The organism is Serratia rhizosphaerae (assembly GCF_009817885.1).
GTDB classification, from domain to species: domain Bacteria; phylum Pseudomonadota; class Gammaproteobacteria; order Enterobacterales; family Enterobacteriaceae; genus Serratia_B; species Serratia_B rhizosphaerae.
The window spans coordinates 4,542,228-4,561,934 of sequence record NZ_CP041764.1; the positions used below are offsets into that span (position 1 = coordinate 4,542,228).

The 19,707-nt window shown below is 59.2% G+C and carries 22 protein-coding genes; 9 read left to right on the forward strand and 13 right to left on the reverse strand.

Annotated elements, in window-relative coordinates:
* The first annotated feature begins 14 nt into the window (after nt 1-14).
* The 4 genes from araH to FO014_RS21165 all read left to right on the forward strand — a co-directional run bounded on the left by araH (nt 15) and on the right by FO014_RS21165 (nt 4,178).
* Nucleotides 15-998 carry an L-arabinose ABC transporter permease AraH gene (araH, locus tag FO014_RS21150; RefSeq protein WP_105231296.1) on the forward strand — a complete coding sequence of 328 codons (984 nt, stop codon included), beginning with the start codon at nt 15-17 and terminating at the stop codon, nt 996-998.
* A 68-nt stretch (nt 999-1,066) separates the two neighbouring features.
* Complete coding sequence (gene araC, locus FO014_RS21155; protein ID WP_160030946.1) at nt 1,067-1,996, forward strand: arabinose operon transcriptional regulator AraC; 930 nt, start codon at nt 1,067-1,069, stop codon at nt 1,994-1,996.
* A gap of 79 nt (nt 1,997-2,075) precedes the next feature.
* Nucleotides 2,076-3,116, forward strand: coding sequence for an oxidoreductase (locus FO014_RS21160; RefSeq protein WP_160030947.1), 1,041 nt, complete (start codon nt 2,076-2,078; stop codon nt 3,114-3,116).
* Nucleotides 3,117-3,182: 66 nt separating this feature from the next.
* The gene (locus FO014_RS21165; RefSeq protein WP_160030948.1) at nt 3,183-4,178 is read left to right on the forward strand and encodes a bile acid:sodium symporter family protein; all 996 of its coding nucleotides are present in this window, start codon (nt 3,183-3,185) and stop codon (nt 4,176-4,178) included.
* A 19-nt stretch (nt 4,179-4,197) separates the two neighbouring features.
* Here FO014_RS21165 and FO014_RS21170 read toward each other — a convergent pair whose 3' ends face one another.
* Nucleotides 4,198-5,163, reverse strand: a complete 966-nt coding sequence (locus FO014_RS21170) for a LysR family transcriptional regulator (protein WP_160030949.1) — start codon at nt 5,161-5,163, stop codon at nt 4,198-4,200.
* 134 nt (nt 5,164-5,297) lie between these two features.
* On the opposite strand from FO014_RS21170, the gene FO014_RS21175 reads away from it, so the two are divergent.
* Nucleotides 5,298-5,999 carry an SDR family NAD(P)-dependent oxidoreductase gene (locus FO014_RS21175; protein ID WP_160031456.1) on the forward strand — a complete coding sequence of 234 codons (702 nt, stop codon included), beginning with the start codon at nt 5,298-5,300 and terminating at the stop codon, nt 5,997-5,999.
* Between the two features lie 41 nt (nt 6,000-6,040).
* On the opposite strand, the gene add is transcribed toward FO014_RS21175, so the two are convergent.
* From add to FO014_RS21220, 9 genes are all read right to left on the reverse strand, one after another.
* On the reverse strand, nt 6,041-7,039 hold the full coding sequence (gene add / locus FO014_RS21180) for an adenosine deaminase (RefSeq protein WP_111737006.1): 999 nt from the start codon (nt 7,037-7,039) through the stop codon (nt 6,041-6,043).
* Between the two features lie 164 nt (nt 7,040-7,203).
* Entirely contained in the window at nt 7,204-7,818 is a 615-nt protein-coding gene (locus FO014_RS21185; RefSeq protein WP_160030950.1) for a P-loop nucleotide/nucleoside kinase family protein, read from the reverse strand.
* Complete coding sequence (locus tag FO014_RS21190; protein WP_160030951.1) at nt 7,815-8,252, reverse strand: PTS sugar transporter subunit IIA; 438 nt, start codon at nt 8,250-8,252, stop codon at nt 7,815-7,817. The genes FO014_RS21185 and FO014_RS21190 overlap by 4 nt, the downstream gene beginning before the upstream one ends.
* 9 nt (nt 8,253-8,261) lie before the next feature.
* On the reverse strand, nt 8,262-8,531 hold the full coding sequence (locus FO014_RS21195; protein ID WP_160030952.1) for a hypothetical protein: 270 nt from the start codon (nt 8,529-8,531) through the stop codon (nt 8,262-8,264).
* Between the two features lie 76 nt (nt 8,532-8,607).
* Nucleotides 8,608-9,450, reverse strand: coding sequence for a class II fructose-bisphosphate aldolase (locus FO014_RS21200; protein WP_105231287.1), 843 nt, complete (start codon nt 9,448-9,450; stop codon nt 8,608-8,610).
* Nucleotides 9,437-10,804, reverse strand: a complete 1,368-nt coding sequence (locus FO014_RS21205) for a PTS sugar transporter subunit IIC (RefSeq protein WP_105231286.1) — start codon at nt 10,802-10,804, stop codon at nt 9,437-9,439. Before FO014_RS21205 ends, FO014_RS21200 begins: the two co-directional genes overlap by 14 nt.
* Nucleotides 10,801-11,112 carry a PTS sugar transporter subunit IIB gene (locus FO014_RS21210; protein ID WP_105231285.1) on the reverse strand — a complete coding sequence of 104 codons (312 nt, stop codon included), beginning with the start codon at nt 11,110-11,112 and terminating at the stop codon, nt 10,801-10,803. The genes FO014_RS21205 and FO014_RS21210 overlap by 4 nt, the downstream gene beginning before the upstream one ends.
* 11 nt (nt 11,113-11,123) lie before the next feature.
* The gene (locus FO014_RS21215) at nt 11,124-12,104 is read right to left on the reverse strand and encodes a 6-phosphofructokinase (RefSeq protein WP_160030953.1); all 981 of its coding nucleotides are present in this window, start codon (nt 12,102-12,104) and stop codon (nt 11,124-11,126) included.
* Between the two features lie 371 nt (nt 12,105-12,475).
* On the reverse strand, nt 12,476-13,231 hold the full coding sequence (locus FO014_RS21220; protein ID WP_160030954.1) for a DeoR/GlpR family DNA-binding transcription regulator: 756 nt from the start codon (nt 13,229-13,231) through the stop codon (nt 12,476-12,478).
* Nucleotides 13,232-13,328: 97 nt separating this feature from the next.
* Here FO014_RS21220 and FO014_RS21225 point away from each other — a divergent pair, with 97 nt between their 5' ends.
* Both FO014_RS21225 and FO014_RS21230 read left to right on the forward strand, forming a co-directional pair.
* Complete coding sequence (locus FO014_RS21225) at nt 13,329-13,925, forward strand: NUDIX hydrolase (protein ID WP_160030955.1); 597 nt, start codon at nt 13,329-13,331, stop codon at nt 13,923-13,925.
* On the forward strand, nt 13,922-14,287 hold the full coding sequence (locus tag FO014_RS21230) for an NUDIX hydrolase (RefSeq protein ID WP_160030956.1): 366 nt from the start codon (nt 13,922-13,924) through the stop codon (nt 14,285-14,287). Before FO014_RS21225 ends, FO014_RS21230 begins: the two co-directional genes overlap by 4 nt.
* A 34-nt stretch (nt 14,288-14,321) precedes the next feature.
* Here the strand turns inward: FO014_RS21230 and FO014_RS21235 are convergent, their stop codons facing one another.
* On the reverse strand, nt 14,322-15,503 hold the full coding sequence (locus FO014_RS21235) for a MalY/PatB family protein (protein ID WP_160030957.1): 1,182 nt from the start codon (nt 15,501-15,503) through the stop codon (nt 14,322-14,324).
* Complete coding sequence (malX, locus tag FO014_RS21240; protein WP_160030958.1) at nt 15,496-17,118, reverse strand: maltose/glucose-specific PTS transporter subunit IIBC; 1,623 nt, start codon at nt 17,116-17,118, stop codon at nt 15,496-15,498. Before malX ends, FO014_RS21235 begins: the two co-directional genes overlap by 8 nt.
* Nucleotides 17,119-17,332: 214 nt before the next feature.
* Here malX and malI point away from each other — a divergent pair, with 214 nt between their 5' ends.
* The gene (gene malI / locus FO014_RS21245; RefSeq protein ID WP_160031457.1) at nt 17,333-18,358 is read left to right on the forward strand and encodes a Mal regulon transcriptional regulator MalI; all 1,026 of its coding nucleotides are present in this window, start codon (nt 17,333-17,335) and stop codon (nt 18,356-18,358) included.
* A gap of 60 nt (nt 18,359-18,418) precedes the next feature.
* On the forward strand, nt 18,419-18,745 hold the full coding sequence (locus tag FO014_RS21250; RefSeq protein WP_160030959.1) for an ASCH domain-containing protein: 327 nt from the start codon (nt 18,419-18,421) through the stop codon (nt 18,743-18,745).
* Nucleotides 18,746-18,757: 12 nt separating this feature from the next.
* Here FO014_RS21250 and FO014_RS21255 read toward each other — a convergent pair whose 3' ends face one another.
* A complete protein-coding gene (locus FO014_RS21255) occupies nt 18,758-19,651 on the reverse strand; it encodes a LysR family transcriptional regulator (protein ID WP_160030960.1) in 894 nt (297 codons plus the stop codon).
* Nucleotides 19,652-19,707: the final 56 nt, after the last annotated feature.

Here is a 19,707-nt window from a genome sequence, read left to right on the forward strand (position 1 = left end):
TGGAGGAGAAAAAGATGTCGACCCTAACGACCAATTCGGTAAAAAACCGTGGCAGCCTGGGGCTGTCGCGCATCTGGGACAGCTACGGCATGCTGGTGGTCTTCGCGGTGCTGTTTCTGGCCTGCGTACTGCTGGTGCCTAACTTCGGCTCATTTATCAATATGAAAGGGCTGGGGCTGGCGATCTCCATGTCCGGCATGGTGGCCTGCGGCATGCTGTTCTGCCTGGCCTCCGGCGATTTTGACCTGTCGGTGGCCTCGGTGATCGCCTGCGCCGGGGTGACCACGGCGGTGGTGATCAATATGAGCGAAAGCCTGTGGATCGGCGTCGGCGCCGGGCTGCTGCTGGGCGTAGCCTCCGGCCTGATTAACGGCTTTGTGATTGCGCGGCTGAAAATCAACGCGCTGATCACCACGCTGGCGACCATGCAAATCTTCCGCGGCCTGGCGTATATCATTTCCGACGGCAAGGCGGTGGGGATTGAGGATGAACGCTTCTTCGCCCTCGGCTACGCCAACTGGCTGGGGGTGCCGGCGCCAATCTGGATCACCATCGGCTGCCTGATCCTGTTCGGTTTCCTGTTGAATAAAACCACTTTCGGCCGCAACACGCTGGCGATCGGCGGCAATGAAGAGGCGGCGCGCCTGGCCGGGGTACCGGTGGTGCGCACCAAAATCATCATCTTCGTGCTGTCCGGGCTGGTGTCCGCCGCGGCGGGCATTATTCTGGCGTCGCGCATGACCAGCGGCCAGCCGATGACCTCGATCGGCTATGAGCTGATTGTGATCTCCGCCTGCGTGCTGGGCGGCGTTTCGCTGAAGGGCGGCATCGGCAAGATTTCGTACGTGATTGCCGGGATACTGATTCTCGGCACGGTGGAAAACGCCATGAACCTGCTGAATATCTCACCGTTCTCGCAGTACGTGGTGCGCGGAGCGATCCTGCTGGCGGCGGTGATTTTCGACCGCTACAAACAGCAGAGCAAACGTACCGTTTAAGGCACGCTATCGCGTTGCCGGCGCAGGGCCGGCAGCGCGGCAGGATAACCGAGTATTATGGAGGCCAGATGTACCATCGTATGGCGCAGGAATCCCAGTCAGACCCGCTGATGCCGGGCTACAGTTTTAACGCCTACCTGGTGGCCGGCCTGACGCCGATTATGGCGGAAGGGCCGTTGGATTTCTTTATCGACCGGCCGGGCGGCATGAAGGGCTATATCCTCAATCTGACCATCAAGGGCCAGGGCAAGGTGTTTGACGGCGAGGAGACGCTGTACTGCAACCCCGGCGATCTGCTGCTGTTTCCGCCGAAGGCGGCGCACTATTACGGCCGCTCGCCGGACAGCGACTGCTGGCACCACCGCTGGGTCTATTTCCGCCCGCGCGCCTACTGGGCCGACTGGCTGGAATGGCACAGCAAGAATCATCAGGTCGGACGGCTGACGCTGCCCAACGGCCAGCTGCTGCAGGAGTTCGACCGCCTGTTCGCCAATATCGAGCAGACGCAGCGTTCCGGCAGGCGGCTGGCGGAAGAGATGAGCATGAACCTGCTGGAGCGTCTGCTGCTGCGCGCGATGGAAGAAGACCCGCTCAGCCCGCAGAAAATTATGGACCCGCGGGTGATTGAAGCCTGTCAGTTTATTACCGGCAATCTGGCGGGGGAGCTGCGTATTGAGGAGGTGGCGCGCCACGTCTGCCTGTCGCCGTCGCGGCTGGCGCACCTGTTCCGCGAGCAGGTGGGCATTAATATTCTGCGCTGGCGCGAAGACCAGCGGGTGATCCGCGCCAAACTGCTGCTGCAGACCACTCAGGAGTCGATCGCCGCCATTGGCCGCGTGGTGGGCTATGACGACCAGCTTTACTTCTCGCGGGTGTTTCGCAAGCGCGTCGGGGTCAGCCCCAGCGACTTTCGTCGCCGCAGCGTGGAGATTAATTATCCGGCGCAACGAGGCCGCGAACGGGCCTGGAACAACCCGGGCGTTGCGGCTGCAGATTAACATTTAATTTACTTCTTGTTCCGTCCGGCATCATGGTGTCAAATCACAGGGTGATAACTGGCCTTGCAGAGGAAACACCATGGCTGAAACTCTTCGCGTTGGGCTGGTGGGCTACGGCTACGCCAGCAAGACCTTTCATGCGCCGCTGATTGCCGGCACGCCGGGCCTGGAACTGGCGGCGGTGGTCAGCAGCGACGCCGGCAAGGTGCAGGCCGACTGGCCGGCGCTGCCGGTAGTCAGCGAACCTCAGGCGCTGTTCAATGACCCCTCACTGGATCTGATCGTCATTCCCACCCCGAACGATACCCACTATCCGCTGGCGCAGCAGGCGCTGGCGGCGGGCAAGCACGTGGTGGTGGATAAACCGTTTACCGTGACGTTGTCACAGGCGCGCGCGCTGCAGCAGCAGGCGCAGCAGCGTGGCCTGCTGCTGTCGGTATTCCATAACCGCCGCTGGGACAGCGATTTTCTGACCTTGAAAACGCTGCTGCAGGAAGGATCGCTGGGGGACGTGGTCTACTTTGAATCGCACTTTGACCGCTTCCGGCCGCAGGTGCGCCAGCGCTGGCGTGAACAGGGCGGCGCGGGCAGCGGCATCTGGTACGATCTGGGGCCGCATCTGATCGATCAGGCGCTGCAGCTGTTCGGCAAACCGCAGACGCTGTTTGTCGATCTGGGCCAGCTGCGGCCCGGCTCGCAGTCGGTGGACTATTTCCACGCGCTGCTGCAGTACGGCAAACGGCGCGTGGTGCTGCATGCTTCCATGCTGGCGGCGGCGGAAGGCCCGCGTTATATCGTGCACGGCACCCAGGGCAGCTATATCAAATATGGCCTGGACCCGCAGGAAGACCGGCTGAAGGCCGGCGAACGGCTGCCGCAGGCCGACTGGGGCTATGATATGCGCGACGGTGTGGTGACACTGTCACGTGATGATGTACTGGCGGAGCAGCCGCTGCTGACGCTGCCCGGCAACTATCCGGCCTACTACGCCGCCATCCGCGACGCGATTAACGGCGACGGCGCCAATCCGGTGCCTGCCGCCGAAGCGATCGCCGTGATGGAAATGATCGAACTGGGGATTGAGTCGGACAAACAGCAGGCCGCTTTGCCGGTCAGCTAACCCGCAGGTCTTTTTTATGACGGGCTCCGCCGCTGAGCCCGTTTTTTTGGCAAGGAATTCTGATTGATGTCTTGGTTACAACGTCTGCGTATCGATAAATTTTTACTGGTTTTGATTCTGGTCGTCGTGGTGGCCTCGCTGTTCCCGTGCGAAGGGATATGGCAGGTGTTTTTTGAGCGGCTGACCACCGCAGCGATCGCGCTGCTGTTCTTTATGCACGGCGCCAAGCTGTCGCGACAGGCGATTATCGCCGGCATGAGCCACTGGAAACTGCATCTGGTGGTCTTTCTCAGCACTTTTGCGCTGTTCCCGCTGTTGGGGCTGGCGATGAACCTGCTGGTGCCGAGCTTTATGACGCCGACGGTGTATCTCGGCTTCCTGTATCTGTGTGCGCTGCCGGCGACGGTGCAGTCGGCAATCGCCTTTACCTCCGCCGCCGGTGGCAACGTAGCGGCGGCTATCTGCAGCGCTTCGGCCTCCAGTATCCTCGGCGTATTTCTGTCGCCGCTGCTGGTCGGCGCGCTGATGCATACGCAGGGCGGCAATACCGACGTGCTGCACGCCATCGGCGCGATTATCCTGCAGCTGATGGTGCCGTTTGTGATTGGCCACCTGGCGCGCCCGCTGATTGGCAAATGGGTCGACCGGCACCGCAAGCTGATTAACCTGACCGACCGCTCCTCGATTCTGCTGGTGGTGTACACCGCCTTCAGCGCCGCGGTGGTTGAGGGCATCTGGCATAAAATCGACGGCATGTCGCTGCTGGTGATTCTGGTGATGTCGCTGGTGCTGCTGACGGTGGTGCTGATCATCAATACCTACGCCGCACGCCTGCTGGGCTTTAATACCGCCGATGAGATCACCATTGTGTTCTGCGGTTCGAAAAAGAGCCTGGCGAACGGTATTCCGATGGCGAACGTGCTGTTCCCGGCCGCGGCGGTGGGGGCGATGGTGCTGCCGCTGATGATTTTCCACCAAATCCAACTGATGATCTGCGCGGTGCTGGCGCAGCGCTATGCGCGTAAAACGGCGCGTGAGCAGCAGGCTGCGGCGGCGGAATAAGTCCGGTGGCCGGCAGGGGTTAACGGAACCAGGTCGGCCATTCGCGCTGAGCGCAGCGGTGTAACTCGTCCGCCTGTCGGCGGCAAACCGTCAGCAGCAGCTGCCGGAGCCACTGATGGGCGGGATCGGCTTTTCTGCGCGGATGCCACATCTGGGAAACGGTGATTTCCGGCGTGGCGACGGGCAGACTGAAAGCCTGCAGCGTCTGCCGGGTGCCGCCGCCCAGCGTTTTCTGCATAAAAAACGATGCCGGCACCAGCGCCACCAGATCCGACTGCGCGGCGATGGCCAGCGCGGCGGAAAAATCCGGCGTGACGGCGGCGATGCGGCGCGTCAGCCCGTGTGCGGCCAGCGCCTTATCCACCGGCCCCGCGAGTTTGCCCTGCCGTGAGGTGATGACGTGCCGGCAGGCGGCGTAACGCTCGGGCGTGACGGGCATTGGCGTGACCAGCGAATGCCCCAGCCTGACGGCCGCGATAAACCGATCCCTGAACAGCGTCTGGAGGTGGATTTCCGGCCCCATGCCGTGTAATACCCCGACCTCTATATCAATGTCGTCCTCTCGCAGCGAGCGTGGGGTTTTCTCCGGCTTCGGCACAAAGCGCAGACATACCTCCGGCGCCGCCTGCGCCGCCGCCGTCACCAGCGCGGCGCCAAACGTCTCGACAAAGCCTTCGTTAGTCCGCAGACGGAACGTTTGCCGCAGCGTCCGCAGATCCAGCCCCGAGGTCGCAGGCAGCAGCAGGGAGCGCGCCTCGGTCAGCGTCTGCCGGGTACGGTCGCGGATCTGTTCGGCATGCGGGGTCAACACCATGCCGCGTCCGGCCCTGACCAGCAACGGGTCGCCGGTCACCTGGCGCAGGCGGCTGAGGGTTCTGCTCATCGCCGAGGCGCTGAGCCCCAGGCGGCGGGCCGCACCGGCCACGCTGCCTTCTGCCAGCAGCGCATCGAGGGCGGCCAGTAAATTAAAGTCGGGGTTACTCATGTTCGACTCCTGTTTTGGCATGGCGTCTGCTGCACTTTATAAATGCAAATGCTGCGTCTTCCGCCTTATATCATGGAAGCCTATATTGCCTGAACAGACTTTACATGCGGTAAATGCAGGAGTGAGCCATCATGATGAAGAACACGCAGAGCGGCAGTATTTTAATCGTCGGCGCATCACGCGGCCTGGGCCACGCCATTGCGCAGGAGTTTCTCCGGCATGGCTGGCTGGTTACCGGCACGGTGCGCGGCGACAATACGCCGCTGCATCAGCTGGCGCAGAATTATGGCAGCCGTCTGCAGCTGGAACAGTTGGATATTTGCGAAGAGGCGCAGCTTGACGCCTTACAGCAGCGCCTGGCGAGCCGCCGCTTCGATATGCTGTTTGTTAATGCGGGCATCACCAACCGCGATCCTACTCAGACGATTGGCGAGGTGAGCGCGCAGGAATTTATGCAGGTGATGCTGACTAATGCGCTGGCGCCGATGCGCGTCATCGAGCGTTTGGCAGAACGGGTGGCGGACGACGGCCTGATTGGCGTGATGTCCTCCGGCCAGGGCAGCGTGGCCAACAACCATACGGGGCAGCGCGAACTGTATCGCGGCAGCAAGGCGGCGCTGAATATGTTTATGCGCAGCTTTGCCGCCCGCCAGCACGGCGGCGCCCGCGCGCTGGTCGCCATGGCGCCGGGATGGATCAATACGGAATTGGGCGGTGCAGACGCGCCTTTGACGATTGAGCAGACGATTCCGCAGCTGGTCAGGGTGTTGCTGGCCAAACGGGAGCGGCCGGGGCTGGAATATCTGGACTATCTCGGCCGGACGGTGCCGTGGTGAAGGCGACAGCGGCATGACGCCGCTGTCGTGATGAGCCGGCGTTAACCGGCCACTTTGGCGCGCAGCGCCTGTTTTTCCTGCTCGCTGAGAAACGCCATGGTCAGGCCGTTTTCCTGCGCGCGGCGCATCTCTTCCGGCGTCAGTCCCGCCTGCGGCGCGGCCACGCGGTATTCATGCTCAATCTCGATGCCCTGTACGGCAGGATCGTCGGTATTGATGGACGCCGTCACGCCGTGGCGCAGGAAGGTCGCCAGCGGGTGCTGCGCCAGCGCCGCTACGGTGCTGGTCTGAATATTGGAGGTCAGGCAGGACTCAATGCCGATGCCGTGCTCGGCGAGGTAATCCATCAGCGCCGGGTCTTCCACCGCTTTCACCCCGTGGCCGATACGTTCGGCGCCAAGCTCGCGAATCGCCTGCCAGATGCTCTCCGGCCCGGCGGCTTCGCCGGCATGGACGGTAATACGCAGCCCGGCGTCGCGCGCCCGGTTAAAGTGGGACAGGAACAGGCTGCCGGGGAAGCCCAGCTCGTCACCGGCCAAATCGAGCGCGGTGATCGCGTCGCGGTGCGCCAGCAGGCCTTCCAGCTCTTGCAGACAGGCTGCCTCGCCGAAGGTGCGGCTCAGAATGCCGATCAGGCGAATATCGATATCATGGTCGCGGCAACCGGAACGAATACCGTCGACGACCGCCTCGACCACGCCGGCTACCGGCAACTGATGCTGCAGCGCCATGTAGTAGGGGGAAAAACGCAGCTCGGCATAGTGCAGGCCGGCGTTGACCGCATCCTCGACGTTTTCATAGGCGACGCGGCGGCAGGCGTCCAGATCGCCCAGCACCGCCACGCCCCAGTCCAGTTTTTGCAGAAAACTGACCAAATCCGGTTCGGTATGGGTGATCTGCACGTGCGGACGCAGGCTTTCCAAATCGTTCGCCGGCAGGTCGAGGTTGAACTGGCGGCCCAGATCGAGAATGGTTTGCGCACGAATGTTGCCATCAAGATGGCGGTGGATATCGGTAAGCGGGAGGCGTGGGTCAATCATGTTGTGCACTCGCTGATGAGGGAAGGTAAAGTGCAGATCAGTATAAAAACAATTTGATGAAAATAGCCATGCCGTTACATAAAAAAGTGATAACAATCACAATAAAGCCGCGCTGTGGCGTATTTTTATGCAACGGCAGACGGCAAGCCTGCCGTTGCGGCGGATCAGTCGCGCGCCCCAAGCGCCGCAGCGGGCCGCCGTTCTGAGTGCGCGTGGACGGGCTGCAGGTGGTGCGTCTGCAGCCAGCGTTCAATATGCGGCAGGCTGAGTGGCTGGGACTGATCGAGCGTCAGCACCGGCCCCAGCGCCATCGGCGTCGCGCGCTCGGCCAGCTGGCGCAATTCCGGTACATACTCCGCGCCGGGGTGGCCGTCGGCACGCTGGTGCAAGCGGCTGGCATAGCGTTCAGCCGCCAGATCGCCCGATATCTGGTTCCAGATTTCCACGACGTGCGCGATCCCGGCCTGCTGCAGATAGCGCTGCAATTCGCTTCTGGGCTGGAAACCGAACCAGGCGTCAATTACATAGACGCAGTTCGCCGGCGCATGCGCGACGATCGACCAGATCGTCTGATACGCCGCCCGGCCGATGTCACGGTTAAGCTGGCGATCGACCGGGGCGAACAGCTCCATAAAAGGCTCTTTGATGCCGTCAATGGTCAGATAGGGGAAACCAAAGCGTTCGGCAATGTGGCGAGCCACGGTGCTTTTCCCCGAGGCGGGAACGCCGTTGACCAAAATGACGCATTTATTGCCGTTGGTAGAGAATGCTGCACTCATAAGATCTCCACAACTTGCTGCCGTTGGGTTGCGGCCCGCAGTTTTGCCATCGTCTGCGGGTTGTCCAGCCATTCAACAATCGCGCGCAGGCCGGCTTCAATGTGGTCATCACTGCTGGTGGCGCCGAACAGGATCACGATATCGGCTTTTTCGCTGCCCTGGAAAGCGATGGGCTGGTCAAGCACCACCAGGCTAAAGCAGTCCTTAATCACGCCGCACTCGGGCCGAGCGTGAGGAATGGCGATGCCTTCATCAAAAACGTAATATGCGCCATGCGCCAGCGTATTGTTGATAACTGCCTGGCAGTAGGATGCTTCAATATAACCTTGTGTCACCAGCGGCTGCGCCGCCAGGGTAATCACCCGTTGCCAGTCCTGCTCCTTAACGCCGAGCTGGATGGCGTTGGCTTCGATCAACAATTGTTTTATCGACATAGCTGGTCCTCAGATACTTTTTCTTATGACATTGCGTAACTCATCAATCTTCACAAAGAGTTCATCAACCCGATCGCGATACGCTTTACTTTTAGCGTATATTTTTAGCGCCCGGTTATATTCCAACATTAATTGTTTCTGTATTTCGCCGTCCTGCGGATGGCTGTCTAACTGGCGCTCCTGGCGGGCGATACTTTCCGCGATTTGCGCCGCCTCCCGGTGATATTGATCGTCATCGGCAATCACCGTTTTACTATGCCGCTTCATAAATTTAAACATGGTTGTCTCCAGCCCCGGAGCGCGCCGGGGCGCCAGGCATGATTTTCTTTCAACGTTTAAAAGGGAATAAAATTATTCAGCGAAATAAATTCATTTTTTCAGTTAATACATTAGTCACCGCTTCATTCGCCGGGATCAGAAATTTACGTACGCTGTCGCTGACTTTGCCTTTCTCAAACGTTTCTTTGCAGCGTCCGACCCATTGCACATTCATTTCCGTGCCGACGTTAACCTTATCAATGCCGCCGCTTACCGCCCGGCGCATATCATCATCGCTGACGCCGGTTCCGCCGTGCAGCACCAGCGGCGTAGCGGTGGCGGCGGTAATTTCCATCAGGCGTTGATGCTGGATTTGCGCCTTGCCGGTATACAGCCCGTGCACCGTGCCGACCGATACGGCGAGCATATCGACGCCGGTTTCATCAACAAAACGCTTGGCATCGGCCACCGTGGTAAAACTGATGTCTTCGGCGGCGACCATCTTCCCGTCCTCGGCGCCGCCGATAGCCCCCAGTTCCGCCTCCACCGAAACGCCGCGCGGCCGGGCCATTTCAATCACCAGGCGCGTATTGGCGATATTCTCATCGATGTTCAGGTGGGAACCGTCATACATGACCGAGCTGAAACCGGCGTCGATGGCCGTACGGATCGCGCGCGGGTCGGAGCAATGGTCCAGATGCAGGCAGGTTGGTATCTGCTCGCTGGCGGCGAGAGAAGAGACGGCGTCGACCAGCAGCTGATAACCCAGATATTCGGCGGTGCCGGTGGATATCTGAATCATCAGCGGGCTATCGGCGCGCTGCGCCGCGCGGAAATAGGCGGGCAGCATTTCCAGACAGTGAAGATTGAAAGAGCCGAGCGCTTTGTAGTTGCGGGCTTTGGCCAGCTGTAACAACGCGGGAAAGTTATAAAGTTTCATGGACTTTTTCCTCATGGTGCTTGGTTGATTTACCGTTAACGAACCACGCGAGAAGCGCGACAAAAGCAATAAACAGGCCGACGAACAGCCAGTTGTGCTGCAGAGCATTGCCCAGCACCAGCCCGCTGCTGATGACGTCGGAGTCGCTGAAGGTCAGCCCGACGAAGCCGTAGCTTTCGAGCATGGGCACTAACAGCGCCGGCAGCAGGGTGATAAACAGGCCGTGCACGACGCCGCCGATCATGGCGCCGCGCCGTCCGCCCAGCGCATTGCCGAAGATCCCGGCGGTGCCGCCGGCGAAGAAGTTGGTCAGCAGGCCAGGCAGAATCATCGCCAGGCCAAACATCGGGAAGACGATCATGCCGATGACCGAGCCGAGCGTGGTGGCGAGAAAACCGACGATCACCGCGTTGGGGGCGTAGGGAAACAGCACCGGGCAATCGAGCGCCGGTTTTGCGTCGGGCACGATGCGCAGCGCTATGCCGCGGAAAGCCGGCACCAGTTCGTTGAGCAACAGGCGTACGCCGCTGTAGAGGATGAACACCCCGGCGACAAACTGAATGGACTGCATAAAGGAGTACATCAGGTAGTTCATGCCGTCGGCGTATTGGGCGATATACTGCGGGCCGGCGGCCAGCGCCGGGATCAGGTACATCGGGACCATCACCACCGCCATCGACACATAGGTGTCCTGCAGGAATTTAAAGTTGTCCGGCAACTGCAGATCTTCTGTGGAGCGGGAGCCTCTGCCGACCACTTTGGCCACCGCCGCCTGCACCAGATAGCCCAGCGTGCAGAAGTGTCCCAGCGCCACATCGTCGGCGTCGGTAATACGGCGCACCACCGGCTGCGCCAGCGCGGGCATCAGCACCGCCATCACGCCGCCAAAGATCCCGCCGGTCAGAATCAGCGGCAGCCCGCTCAGCCCGGCCTTATAGCCGACCACTGCGCCGATGGTGGCCATCCACAACAGCGCCTGACCGGTCAGAAAGATATATTTGAACGGTGTCAGCCGGGCGATGATGATATTGACCACAAAGATGACCAACAGCGTCAGCGCCACTTCAGAACCCAGTTCGCGATTGGCCACCCCGGCTATTGCGGCGACGTCGGTAATATAGCCGTGCATGCCGAAACCGTGAGTGAATATATCGTTCAGATAGGTCAGGGCGCCGACGATAATATTAATGCCGGCCATCATGATTAAAAAACCCAACAGCGTTTTAAAGGTGCCTTCGGCCACTTTACCCGCGGACTTTTTCTGTAGCAGCAGTCCTAACATGGCAATCAACGCAATAAGCACCGATGCCTGACCCAGCAGGTCCTTTACGATGAAATTTATCATGCTGTTCATGATGGCAGCCCTTGCATATTCCGTTCCTTAAGAAACGCGACGATCTTCTGCTCAATCTCCGCTTTGTCCGTCAGCTTATTAAGAATAATGACCCGTTTCTTTTCTTCTTCGCTGGCATCGGCATTGAGAATATCCGCAAACGTTTTTTGAGTGAGAATAATATCGGACTTAAATGCTCCGGCTTCTGATATAGTGGTGTGGTCGATATCCGCGTCGATCTCTAGTTTTTTGAGTACTGCCTTGGCGCTCATTTCAATAGCAAAGCTTGAACCTAAACCACAGCCGCATACGCAGAGTATTTTTAACATGACGTTGCTCCTCAAATAATATTTAACTGTTTGGCCAGTTTGTAATGGTGCCCTTCGGTATCTACCAGACGCTTTTTCATACTGATTAAATCAATGGGAATTGCCTGATTGCCGGCATTAATCACGATGGCTTTATTTTTCATGCCGGATTGAATACAGCGCGCGACCTCATTGGCCATCAGCGTGCCTTGATAAATCTCTTCGCCGGTGGGGTCGCCGTTGCGCAGGCCATACCCGACGATGGTCTTGCGAATACGGACGCCGATATGCGGCTCCAGCTGCTTGATCATGGTGTCGATCGCCCCCTGGAAGCCCGGTGAATACTCTTTGGTGTAGCCCTCGGAACACAAAATAATTACGCTGTTTTGCAATGTCAGCTTGTGTTTTATTCTCTCGGCCAGCTCCGGCAGGTTATATTGACACTCCGGAATGAGCGCGAAATCGGCATTGGATTTAATGGCGGACTGCAGAGTCAGTTCGCCGCAATATCCGCCAAGCAATTCCAACATAAATACGCGGCCGGGCAGTGCCCTGCCGGTATTACGTAATTTGGCGACCTCTTTGAGTATTTGTTCGCAGGCGGTAGAAAAACCGACGGTATAGCTGCTGCCGAATACGTCATTATCAATGGTCATGCCGATGCCGAAACAGTTTACGCCAAATTCGCTCAGGGTATTTAAAAACTGCAGGGAGCCGTCGCCGCCGGCCATAATAATGACGTCAATCCGCAGTGCCTTGAGTTGTTTACTGATGCCTTCATATTCCGATGCATAGAGTTTCCGGCTGGTTCTGCCGGAGCTAAGAAGCGGAATGGCGGAAATGGCGTAATCGATCAGATCGCGTTGCGTCATAGGGCGGTGCCGGTTTGCCAATAACCCCGGAATGCCGCCGTCAAATAAAACTATTTCGGCATGCGTCAGATTGGCTATTTGAAAAATAAAATTATTTATACCGCTGACATCGCCGCCGCTAATCACTATACCGATTTTCATCGTAGGCCTCCCTCGTTGCTGTAACGTCATTGTTAAATTTTAAATAGGGGGGAATTTGCAGGCGACATCACAAAATAACGACAAAAATCGTCGTTATAGCGATTGACTCATTAGTTCGAGGTGGACTTTTTGAGAATTAAATCACATTTCAAAAGCCAGACCGTACTGGGGGTGCTGAGGTTTTTTTATTTTTATTCAAAGAGTTGATTGATTTAGCCGCTGAAATCATGGGCTGATGGGAAGGGCGTTCCGCTAATTCGGAAAAACTTAATACAAATGTGAGATCCATCGCATTTTATTGCGGATTTGGCATTTTTCGCCGGTAAGCGGCGTCTGGCGCACCGTTAAACGGCGCGCGCAGATGTCGCCCGTCAGGCTTTAATGACGCTGATGCCCGCCTGTTGCAGCGGGGATATCAAGGCCTCGTCGGTGGCGCGCTCCACGATAATTGATTGCGCCAGCGTAATATCGCCGATGGCATATTGTGAGGCGGCGTTAAGTTTGGCGGCGGAAGCCAGCACCACGGTTTCTGCCGCGCGCGCCGCCAGCGCGCGTTTGATATAGGCCTCCTCCAAATCGCCGGTGCTGAGACCGGCGGTAGGGTGAACGCCGGTCACGCCCATAAAGTAGAGATCGGCGCGAATATGCGACATCGCCTCTACCGCGGCCGCGCCGACGGTGACGATCGAATGTTTAAACAGCCGGCCGCCAATCAGGATCACCTCGATCTGCGGGTGGTCGACCAGCCCGACCGCCACGCTGGGGCTGTGGGTGACAATGGTCGCCTGTAAAGACAGCGGCAGCTGTTTCACCAGCTCGGCAGAAGTGGTGCCGCCGTCCACGATCGCCACCTGGCCCGGCAAAATCATGGCGGCGGCGGCGCGGGCAATGGCGCGTTTGGCGCCGGACTCCTGCTTGTTGCGTTCGGCAAACGGAGCGATGGCGGGGGATACCGGCAGCGCGCCGCCGTGCACGCGCTGGAGTAAGCCTTCGCTGTCCAGCTCGCGTAAATCGCGCCGGATGGTGTCTTCCGACAGCCCGAACATCTCACTTAACTGTTTGGCCAATACCTGGCCCTCGCTGGCAAGTTTCTCCAGGATTAGCTTCTTGCGCTGGCTGGTCAGCATACGTCCCCGTCAATTTTGTTTGCACGAATGATCTTGATCATACACGAAATTGCACGATAGTATCAATGCGACCCTCAACCCCTTTGGAGCAGGCAAGATGATCCCAACAAAAGATCGCGTACGCATAGTGTCAACGCAGCTGTTATCCGATGACTGGTATGTGCTGAAAAAGAACACCTTTGATTTTCTGCGTCGCGACGGCAGCTGGCAGCGGCAAAGCCGTGAAACCTATGACAGAGGCGACGGCGCGGTGATTTTACCGATCAACCGCCAGGCGCAAACGGTGATCCTGACGCGGCAGTTTCGTTTCCCGGTGTTCGTCAACGGTCACGACGGCATGCTGATTGAAGCGGCGGCCGGCCTGCTGGATAACGCGTCGCCGGAACAGCGTATTCGTGCAGAAGCCGAAGAAGAAACCGGCTATTTCGTGCAGAACGTGCGGAAAGTCTTTGAGGCTTATATGAGCCCCGGCTCGGTGACCGAAAAACTGCATTTCTTTATCGGTGAATATGACGCCTCGGCGCGTATGCATCAGGGCGGCGGCCTTGAGGATGAGGGTGAAGATGTCGAGGTGCTGGAGATGACGCTGAAAGAGGCGCTGCAGGCCATCAGACAGGGAACGATCGTCGATGCCAAAACCATCATGTTATTACAATTTATCGCCCTGAATCCTGACTGGGAGAACGCCTTATGAAAGCGCAACAAATTCTGATTGCTGGCCCTTATCGCAGCGGCACCAACGGTGATGCGGCGCGTATTGCCGCCAATCTGCATCGTCTGGAGCAGGCGGCGCTGGCGGTCTATCAGCGCGGGCATGTGCCGGTGATTGGCGAATGGCTGGCGCTGCCGCTGGCCGGCGCCGCCGGCTCACAGCAGGTGGGGGATGAGATCAGCGAGGCCTACCTGTATCCGGTTGCGCATCGGCTTATTGCCCAGTGCCAGGGGATTTACCGTATCGAAGGCGCTTCGCAAGGGGCGGATAAGGACGTGGAAGTGGCTGAGGCGCTGGGACTGACGGTCTATCGTCAACTGGCGGAGATCCCCGCCGTACAGTAATCGACAACGGCGGGCGTTGGCCCGCCGTGATGCGTTAGACTGGCGTTGCCACAAACTGCAGGCCGGCGATCAGCCGGTCCATGCCGTCCTCCAGCTTGCTGCGCGGGCAGCCGACGTTGAGACGAACAAAGCCGCGACCCTCTTCGCCGTAGGTAAAACCGGGCATGATCGCCACCTTTTCCCGCTCGATCAACGCCTGTTGCAGCGCATGGTCGTCAATATTCAACGGACGCAGGTCGATCCACGCCAGGTAGGTGGCCTGCGGCGGCTGCCACGCCAGCTGCGGAAAGGCCTGATTAAGCCGTTCGGCAACGTAGCGCAGGTTGCCCTGCAGATAGTCACGCAGCGCATCCAGCCAGGGTGCGCCGTGGCGGTAGGCGGCAATATGCGCCACAATTGCCAGCACCGCCGGGGAGGAGAGGCCGTCGCGGCCTTTAAGCTGGTGCAGATAGGCGTCGCGCGATGCCTCATCGCTGATAAAGCCGTAGGCGCCGGTCAGCGCCGGAATATTGAAGCTTTTTGAGCCGGAGGTCAGCAGCGCCCACGGCGTGGCACCGACCTGGCTCCACGGCAGATGCCGATGTTCGCCCCAGACCATATCCATATGGATCTCGTCGCTGATGACCCGTACCTGATGGCGTTCACACAGCGTTGCTATCTGCTGCAGCTCTTCGGCGCTCCACACTTTACCGGTCGGGTTATGCGGGCTGCACAGCAGCAGAATTTTGCTTTGCGGCCGGGCCAGCAGCGCCTCCAGGTGGGCCATATCGCAATGCCATTGGTTACCGGCCTTCTGTAGCGGGCAGGCCAACAGCTGACGTTGGTTGCCGAGAATCGCCTTGTAAAACGCGTCGTAGGCGGGGGTATGGGTGACCACGTATTCCCCCGGCGCTGACCACTGGCGGATCAGCTGGGAAACCATATAAATCACCGATGGCCCATACACAGCGTCGGCGGTATCGATCGCGGTCTGGAAGCGCAACTGATACCAGTGGCGCAGTGCGCCGAGGAAATCTTCATGCTGCCAGCGGCTGTAGCCCAGCACGCCGTGCTGCAGCCGCTGCTGCAGCGCATCCAGAATGCAGGGCGCAGTAGCGAAGTCCATATCCGAAATGGTGAACGGCAGCAGATCGGCGCTGCCGAAGCGGTCGGCGATATAGTCCCACTGGGTACACCAGGTGCCGTGACGGTCGATCGGGGTGGAAAAATCAAACATGGGTTGCTCCAGACAGTTCCGCTGCAGGCCGGCTTGCCGCTATTAATGAGTCTAATTCATCTTTGACCGACTGTACCTGCGGGCCGATCACCACCTGCAGACCGTGCGCGTTAAGCCGCACCACGCCGATGGCGCGGTTCTCCTTCAGCGCCGCATCGTCGACCTTGCTGATATCCGCCACCGACAGCCGCAGGCGGGTAATGCAGTTATCCAGCGAAACGATATTGCCGGCGCCGCCCAGCGCGCTGAGGATCGCCGGAACATTATAGCCCGACTGGCCCACCGTACCTGACGAGGCGTGCGCCGCGCTGCCGGCGTTGTCACTGTCGCGGCCCGGCGTCTTAATGTTAAAGCGCAAAATGGCGAAACGGAAAATGGCGTAGTAGGCGGCGAACCAGATGGCCGCCACCAGCGGCACCAGATACCATTTGGTGGCGGTGCCGTGCAGAATGCCGAACACCACAAAATCGATGATGTTGCCGTCGGTATTACCGATGGTGACGCCAAGCAGCGCCATCACGGTAAAACCGAGGCCGGTGAGGATCGCGTGGATCAGATACAGGAACGGCGCGACGAACAGGAACAGGAACTCGATCGGTTCGGTGGTGCCGCCCACCACGCAGGCGACCACGCCGGAAATCAGCAGCCCTTTGATCTTATGCCTGTTCTCTGGCTTGGCGCAGTGGTACATCGCCAGCGCAGCGCCCGGTAGCCCGCCGAGGAAGGCCGGCATCTTCCCCTGGGACAGGAAGCGGGTGGCGCTTTCCGCAAAGCCGTGGGTGGTCGGGCAGGAGAGTTGGGCCTGGAAAATGGTCAGCGCGCCGCTGACGCTGTGGCCGCAGACGTCCAGCGTGCCGCCGGCGTCGGTAAAGCGGATCAGCGCCACCAGAATATGGTGCAGACCGAAGGGCAGCAGCAGGCGTTCGCCGCTGCCGAAGATCATCGGACCAAAAGCGCCGGCGCCGTTAATCACCCAGCCCAGGCCGTTAATGCCGGCGGCAAACCACGGCCAGATCAGCGGCACCACCAGCCCGCACACGCCAAGCGTCAGGGTGGTGATAATCGGGACAAAACGCGTGCCGCCGAAGAACGCCAGCGCATCCGGCAGGCGGATGGTATTAAAACGCTCATGCAACAGATAGACGATAATGCCGACTAGCACCGCGCCGAGGATGCCGGTATCGATCGACTGAATGCCGAGCACGTTCTGGATATTATGCGCCTTGAGCACCAGCGGATCGCTGCTGGGCAGTACGCCGCTGGCGGTCAGATAGAAATTGGTCGCCAGATTGAGCACCGCGAAGCCGACGAAGCCGGAAAAGGCGGCGACGCCTTTATTGTCCCGCGCCATGCCGAGCGGGATGGCGATGGCGAACATCACCGGCAGGAAGCTGAAGGCAAAAGACCCCACCTTGCTCATCCAGGTAAACAGCAGCTGGCAGGCAGGGTGGCCGAGGAACGGCAGCAGGCTGATGACATCGCGGCTACTGAGCGAACTGCCGATACCGAGCATAATGCCGCAGAACGAGAGCAGCGCGACGGGTAGCATAAAGGTTTTGCCCAGGCTCTGGAAAAACTCCCAGAGGGTAACTTTGGGTTTTTGACTTGCTGGCATTACCGGAGACTCCTGGCGAATGAAAATGAGCAGGCAAGCGCGCCTGCCGAAGGTAAAAATAAGATAAAACGATTTACCTATTAAAAATGCGCCGATTATCACAATTAAACGGTGAACTTTTCACCGCTATACAGAAAGCCGGTAAATCGTTTTACTGTATCGGGCTGATGGGTATACATTTAGCGCCATGACCATCGTTTGTTGAGGTTACACCATCAAAAAGATCACCATTACCGATGTCGCACTGCACGCCGGGGTGTCCGTCAGTACGGTTTCGCTGGTGCTGAGCGGCAAAGGGCGCATTTCTTCGGCTACCGTGGCGCGGGTGCATCAGGCTATCGAACAGCTGGGTTATGTGCGCAACCGACAGGCGGCGACGCTGCGCGGCGCGGCGTCCGGCGTGATTGGTCTGATCCTGCGTGATATCGGCGATCCTTTTTATGCGGAGATGACCGCCGGCCTGAGCGAAGCGCTGGAAGCGCAGGGCAAGGTGCTGTTCTTGATGCAGAGCGGACGCGACGGCGCCGGGCTGATGCGTTGCTTTGACACCTTGCTGACGCACGGCGTCGACGGACTGGTGCTGGCGGGGGGCGCACGCGCTGTCGACGGCCTGCAGGCGCAGGCGGCTGAACAGGGCGTACCGCTGGTGTGCGCCGCGCGCTCCGGCGGCGTGGCGGAAGTGGACGTGGTGCGGCCGGACAATATGCAGGCGGCGCAGATTGCCACCGAATTCCTGATTAAACGCGGCCACCGGCAGATTGCCTATCTGGGCGGGCGCAGCGACTCGCTGACCCGCGCCGAGAGGCTGGGAGGCTTTTGCGCCACGCTGGTGCAGTACGGTTTACCTTTTCGCAGCGAGTGGATTATCGAGTGTGAGAGCCAGCAACAGGCGGCGGCGCTGGCCGCCGAACAGCTGCTGCGTCAGCACCCCAACATCAGCGCCATGGTGTGCGATAAAGCCTCGGTGGCGCTGGGCGCCTATTTCGGCATTATCCGCAGCGGGCGCGGCATTGGCTCGGACGGCATCGACAGTTTCCTCAGCCAGCAGGTGGCGCTGATCGGCTTTGGCGACGCGCCGGATGCGGCGCTGAGCGAACCGTCGCTGACGCTGGTTTCCACGTCGGCGCGTGACGTCGGGCGCAGCGCCGCCGCCCGTTTGCTGCAGCGGATTGAGTCCCCCGAACTGCCGCCGCAGGACGTGATTCTGGCGCCGAAACTGATTGAGCGGGCGTCGGCATAGCGGCCGGGTTTCTTATGGTCTACATTGATGCGTTCCCATGCTGATAACAAGGAGGGCACGATGCAGAGTCTGCCGATCGTTCCACGCCTGATGACCGACGTGCGCACCGGCGCAAAACGCCACACCATCCGTTGGCAGGAGCGCACGATTTCACCAGGTCTGATGCGCTATGTCAGCACTGAGGATCCAAACAGCACAGCCACGGTGAGGGTTAGCGCTGTCGTCACCATGCTGCTGTCATCGGTTGCGTGTTATTTGGGTAAATCAGATGAATGGCCGGATGCCGTGCTGCTGGAAGGCATGAGAGAGCACTATCCTGATATTCAACTGGATTCGCGGGTGGAGGTGATACACCATTCCGCGCCTTTGCCGGATGCTGAAAAATAATATTTGGCAGCCTTAGCAGCGCTTTTCGCGCAGAAAATCGATAAATACCCGCAGCCGCGGGGGAATATGCCGATTGGCAGGAAAATAGAGGAAAAAGCCGGCGGCTTCGCTGGCATGATCCGCCATCACTTCCACCAGTTGTCCGTTTGCCAGTTCCTGCGCTACCGTCGCGTGAAAGCGTTGCGTTATCCCCAGCCCGGCTAATGCCGCGTCTTTCAACAGCCGATCCTCATTGAAAATCAGGTTGCCGTTTACCTCTATCACTTGATGAGCGCCGCGATGCGTCAGGAACCAGGGTTCCAGTTTACCGCTGCCGGGGAAGCGATAGCGCAGGCAATTATGTTCGCGTAGTTGTTCCGGCCATTGCGGAGCGCCATGCGTGGCCAAATAGCTCGGGGCGGCAATCAGCACCCGTCGCTGTCCGTGGTCGAGCGGGACGGCGATCATCTCTTTTTGCAGCATGGCGTGCATGCGAATGCCGGCGTCAAAATTGTTCGGTACCAATTCCGCAAAGCGATCGTCGGTGCACAATTCCAGCTGAATTTCGGGGTAACGCGCCTGAAACTCGCCAAGCAGCGGCATGACCAGCAGTGATGCGGCCAACTGCGGCAGCGTGATACGTAACTGGCCGCTTGGCATTCCCTGCCGCGCCCGAAGATCGTCGGCCGCAATGTCGATATCGCGCATGGCTGGTATAACACTGTGATAAAAGCGCTGTCCTTCATCGCTGAGCCTGACCGAGCGGCTGGTACGATTAAATAAGCGCACGCCCAGGCGGTTTTCCAGTGCCTGAATATTTTGTGATACCGCCGGCGGCGTGACCCCGAGGTGATTGGCGGCGCGGGTAAAGCTGCTGAGGCGGGCGACGGCCTCAAAAAAGGGCAGCAGCTGCAGGAGTGAGCTCATTAATCATTAACCTCTGCTTTATGATGTATTAAATTTTAGCGTATTTAATTTTATGT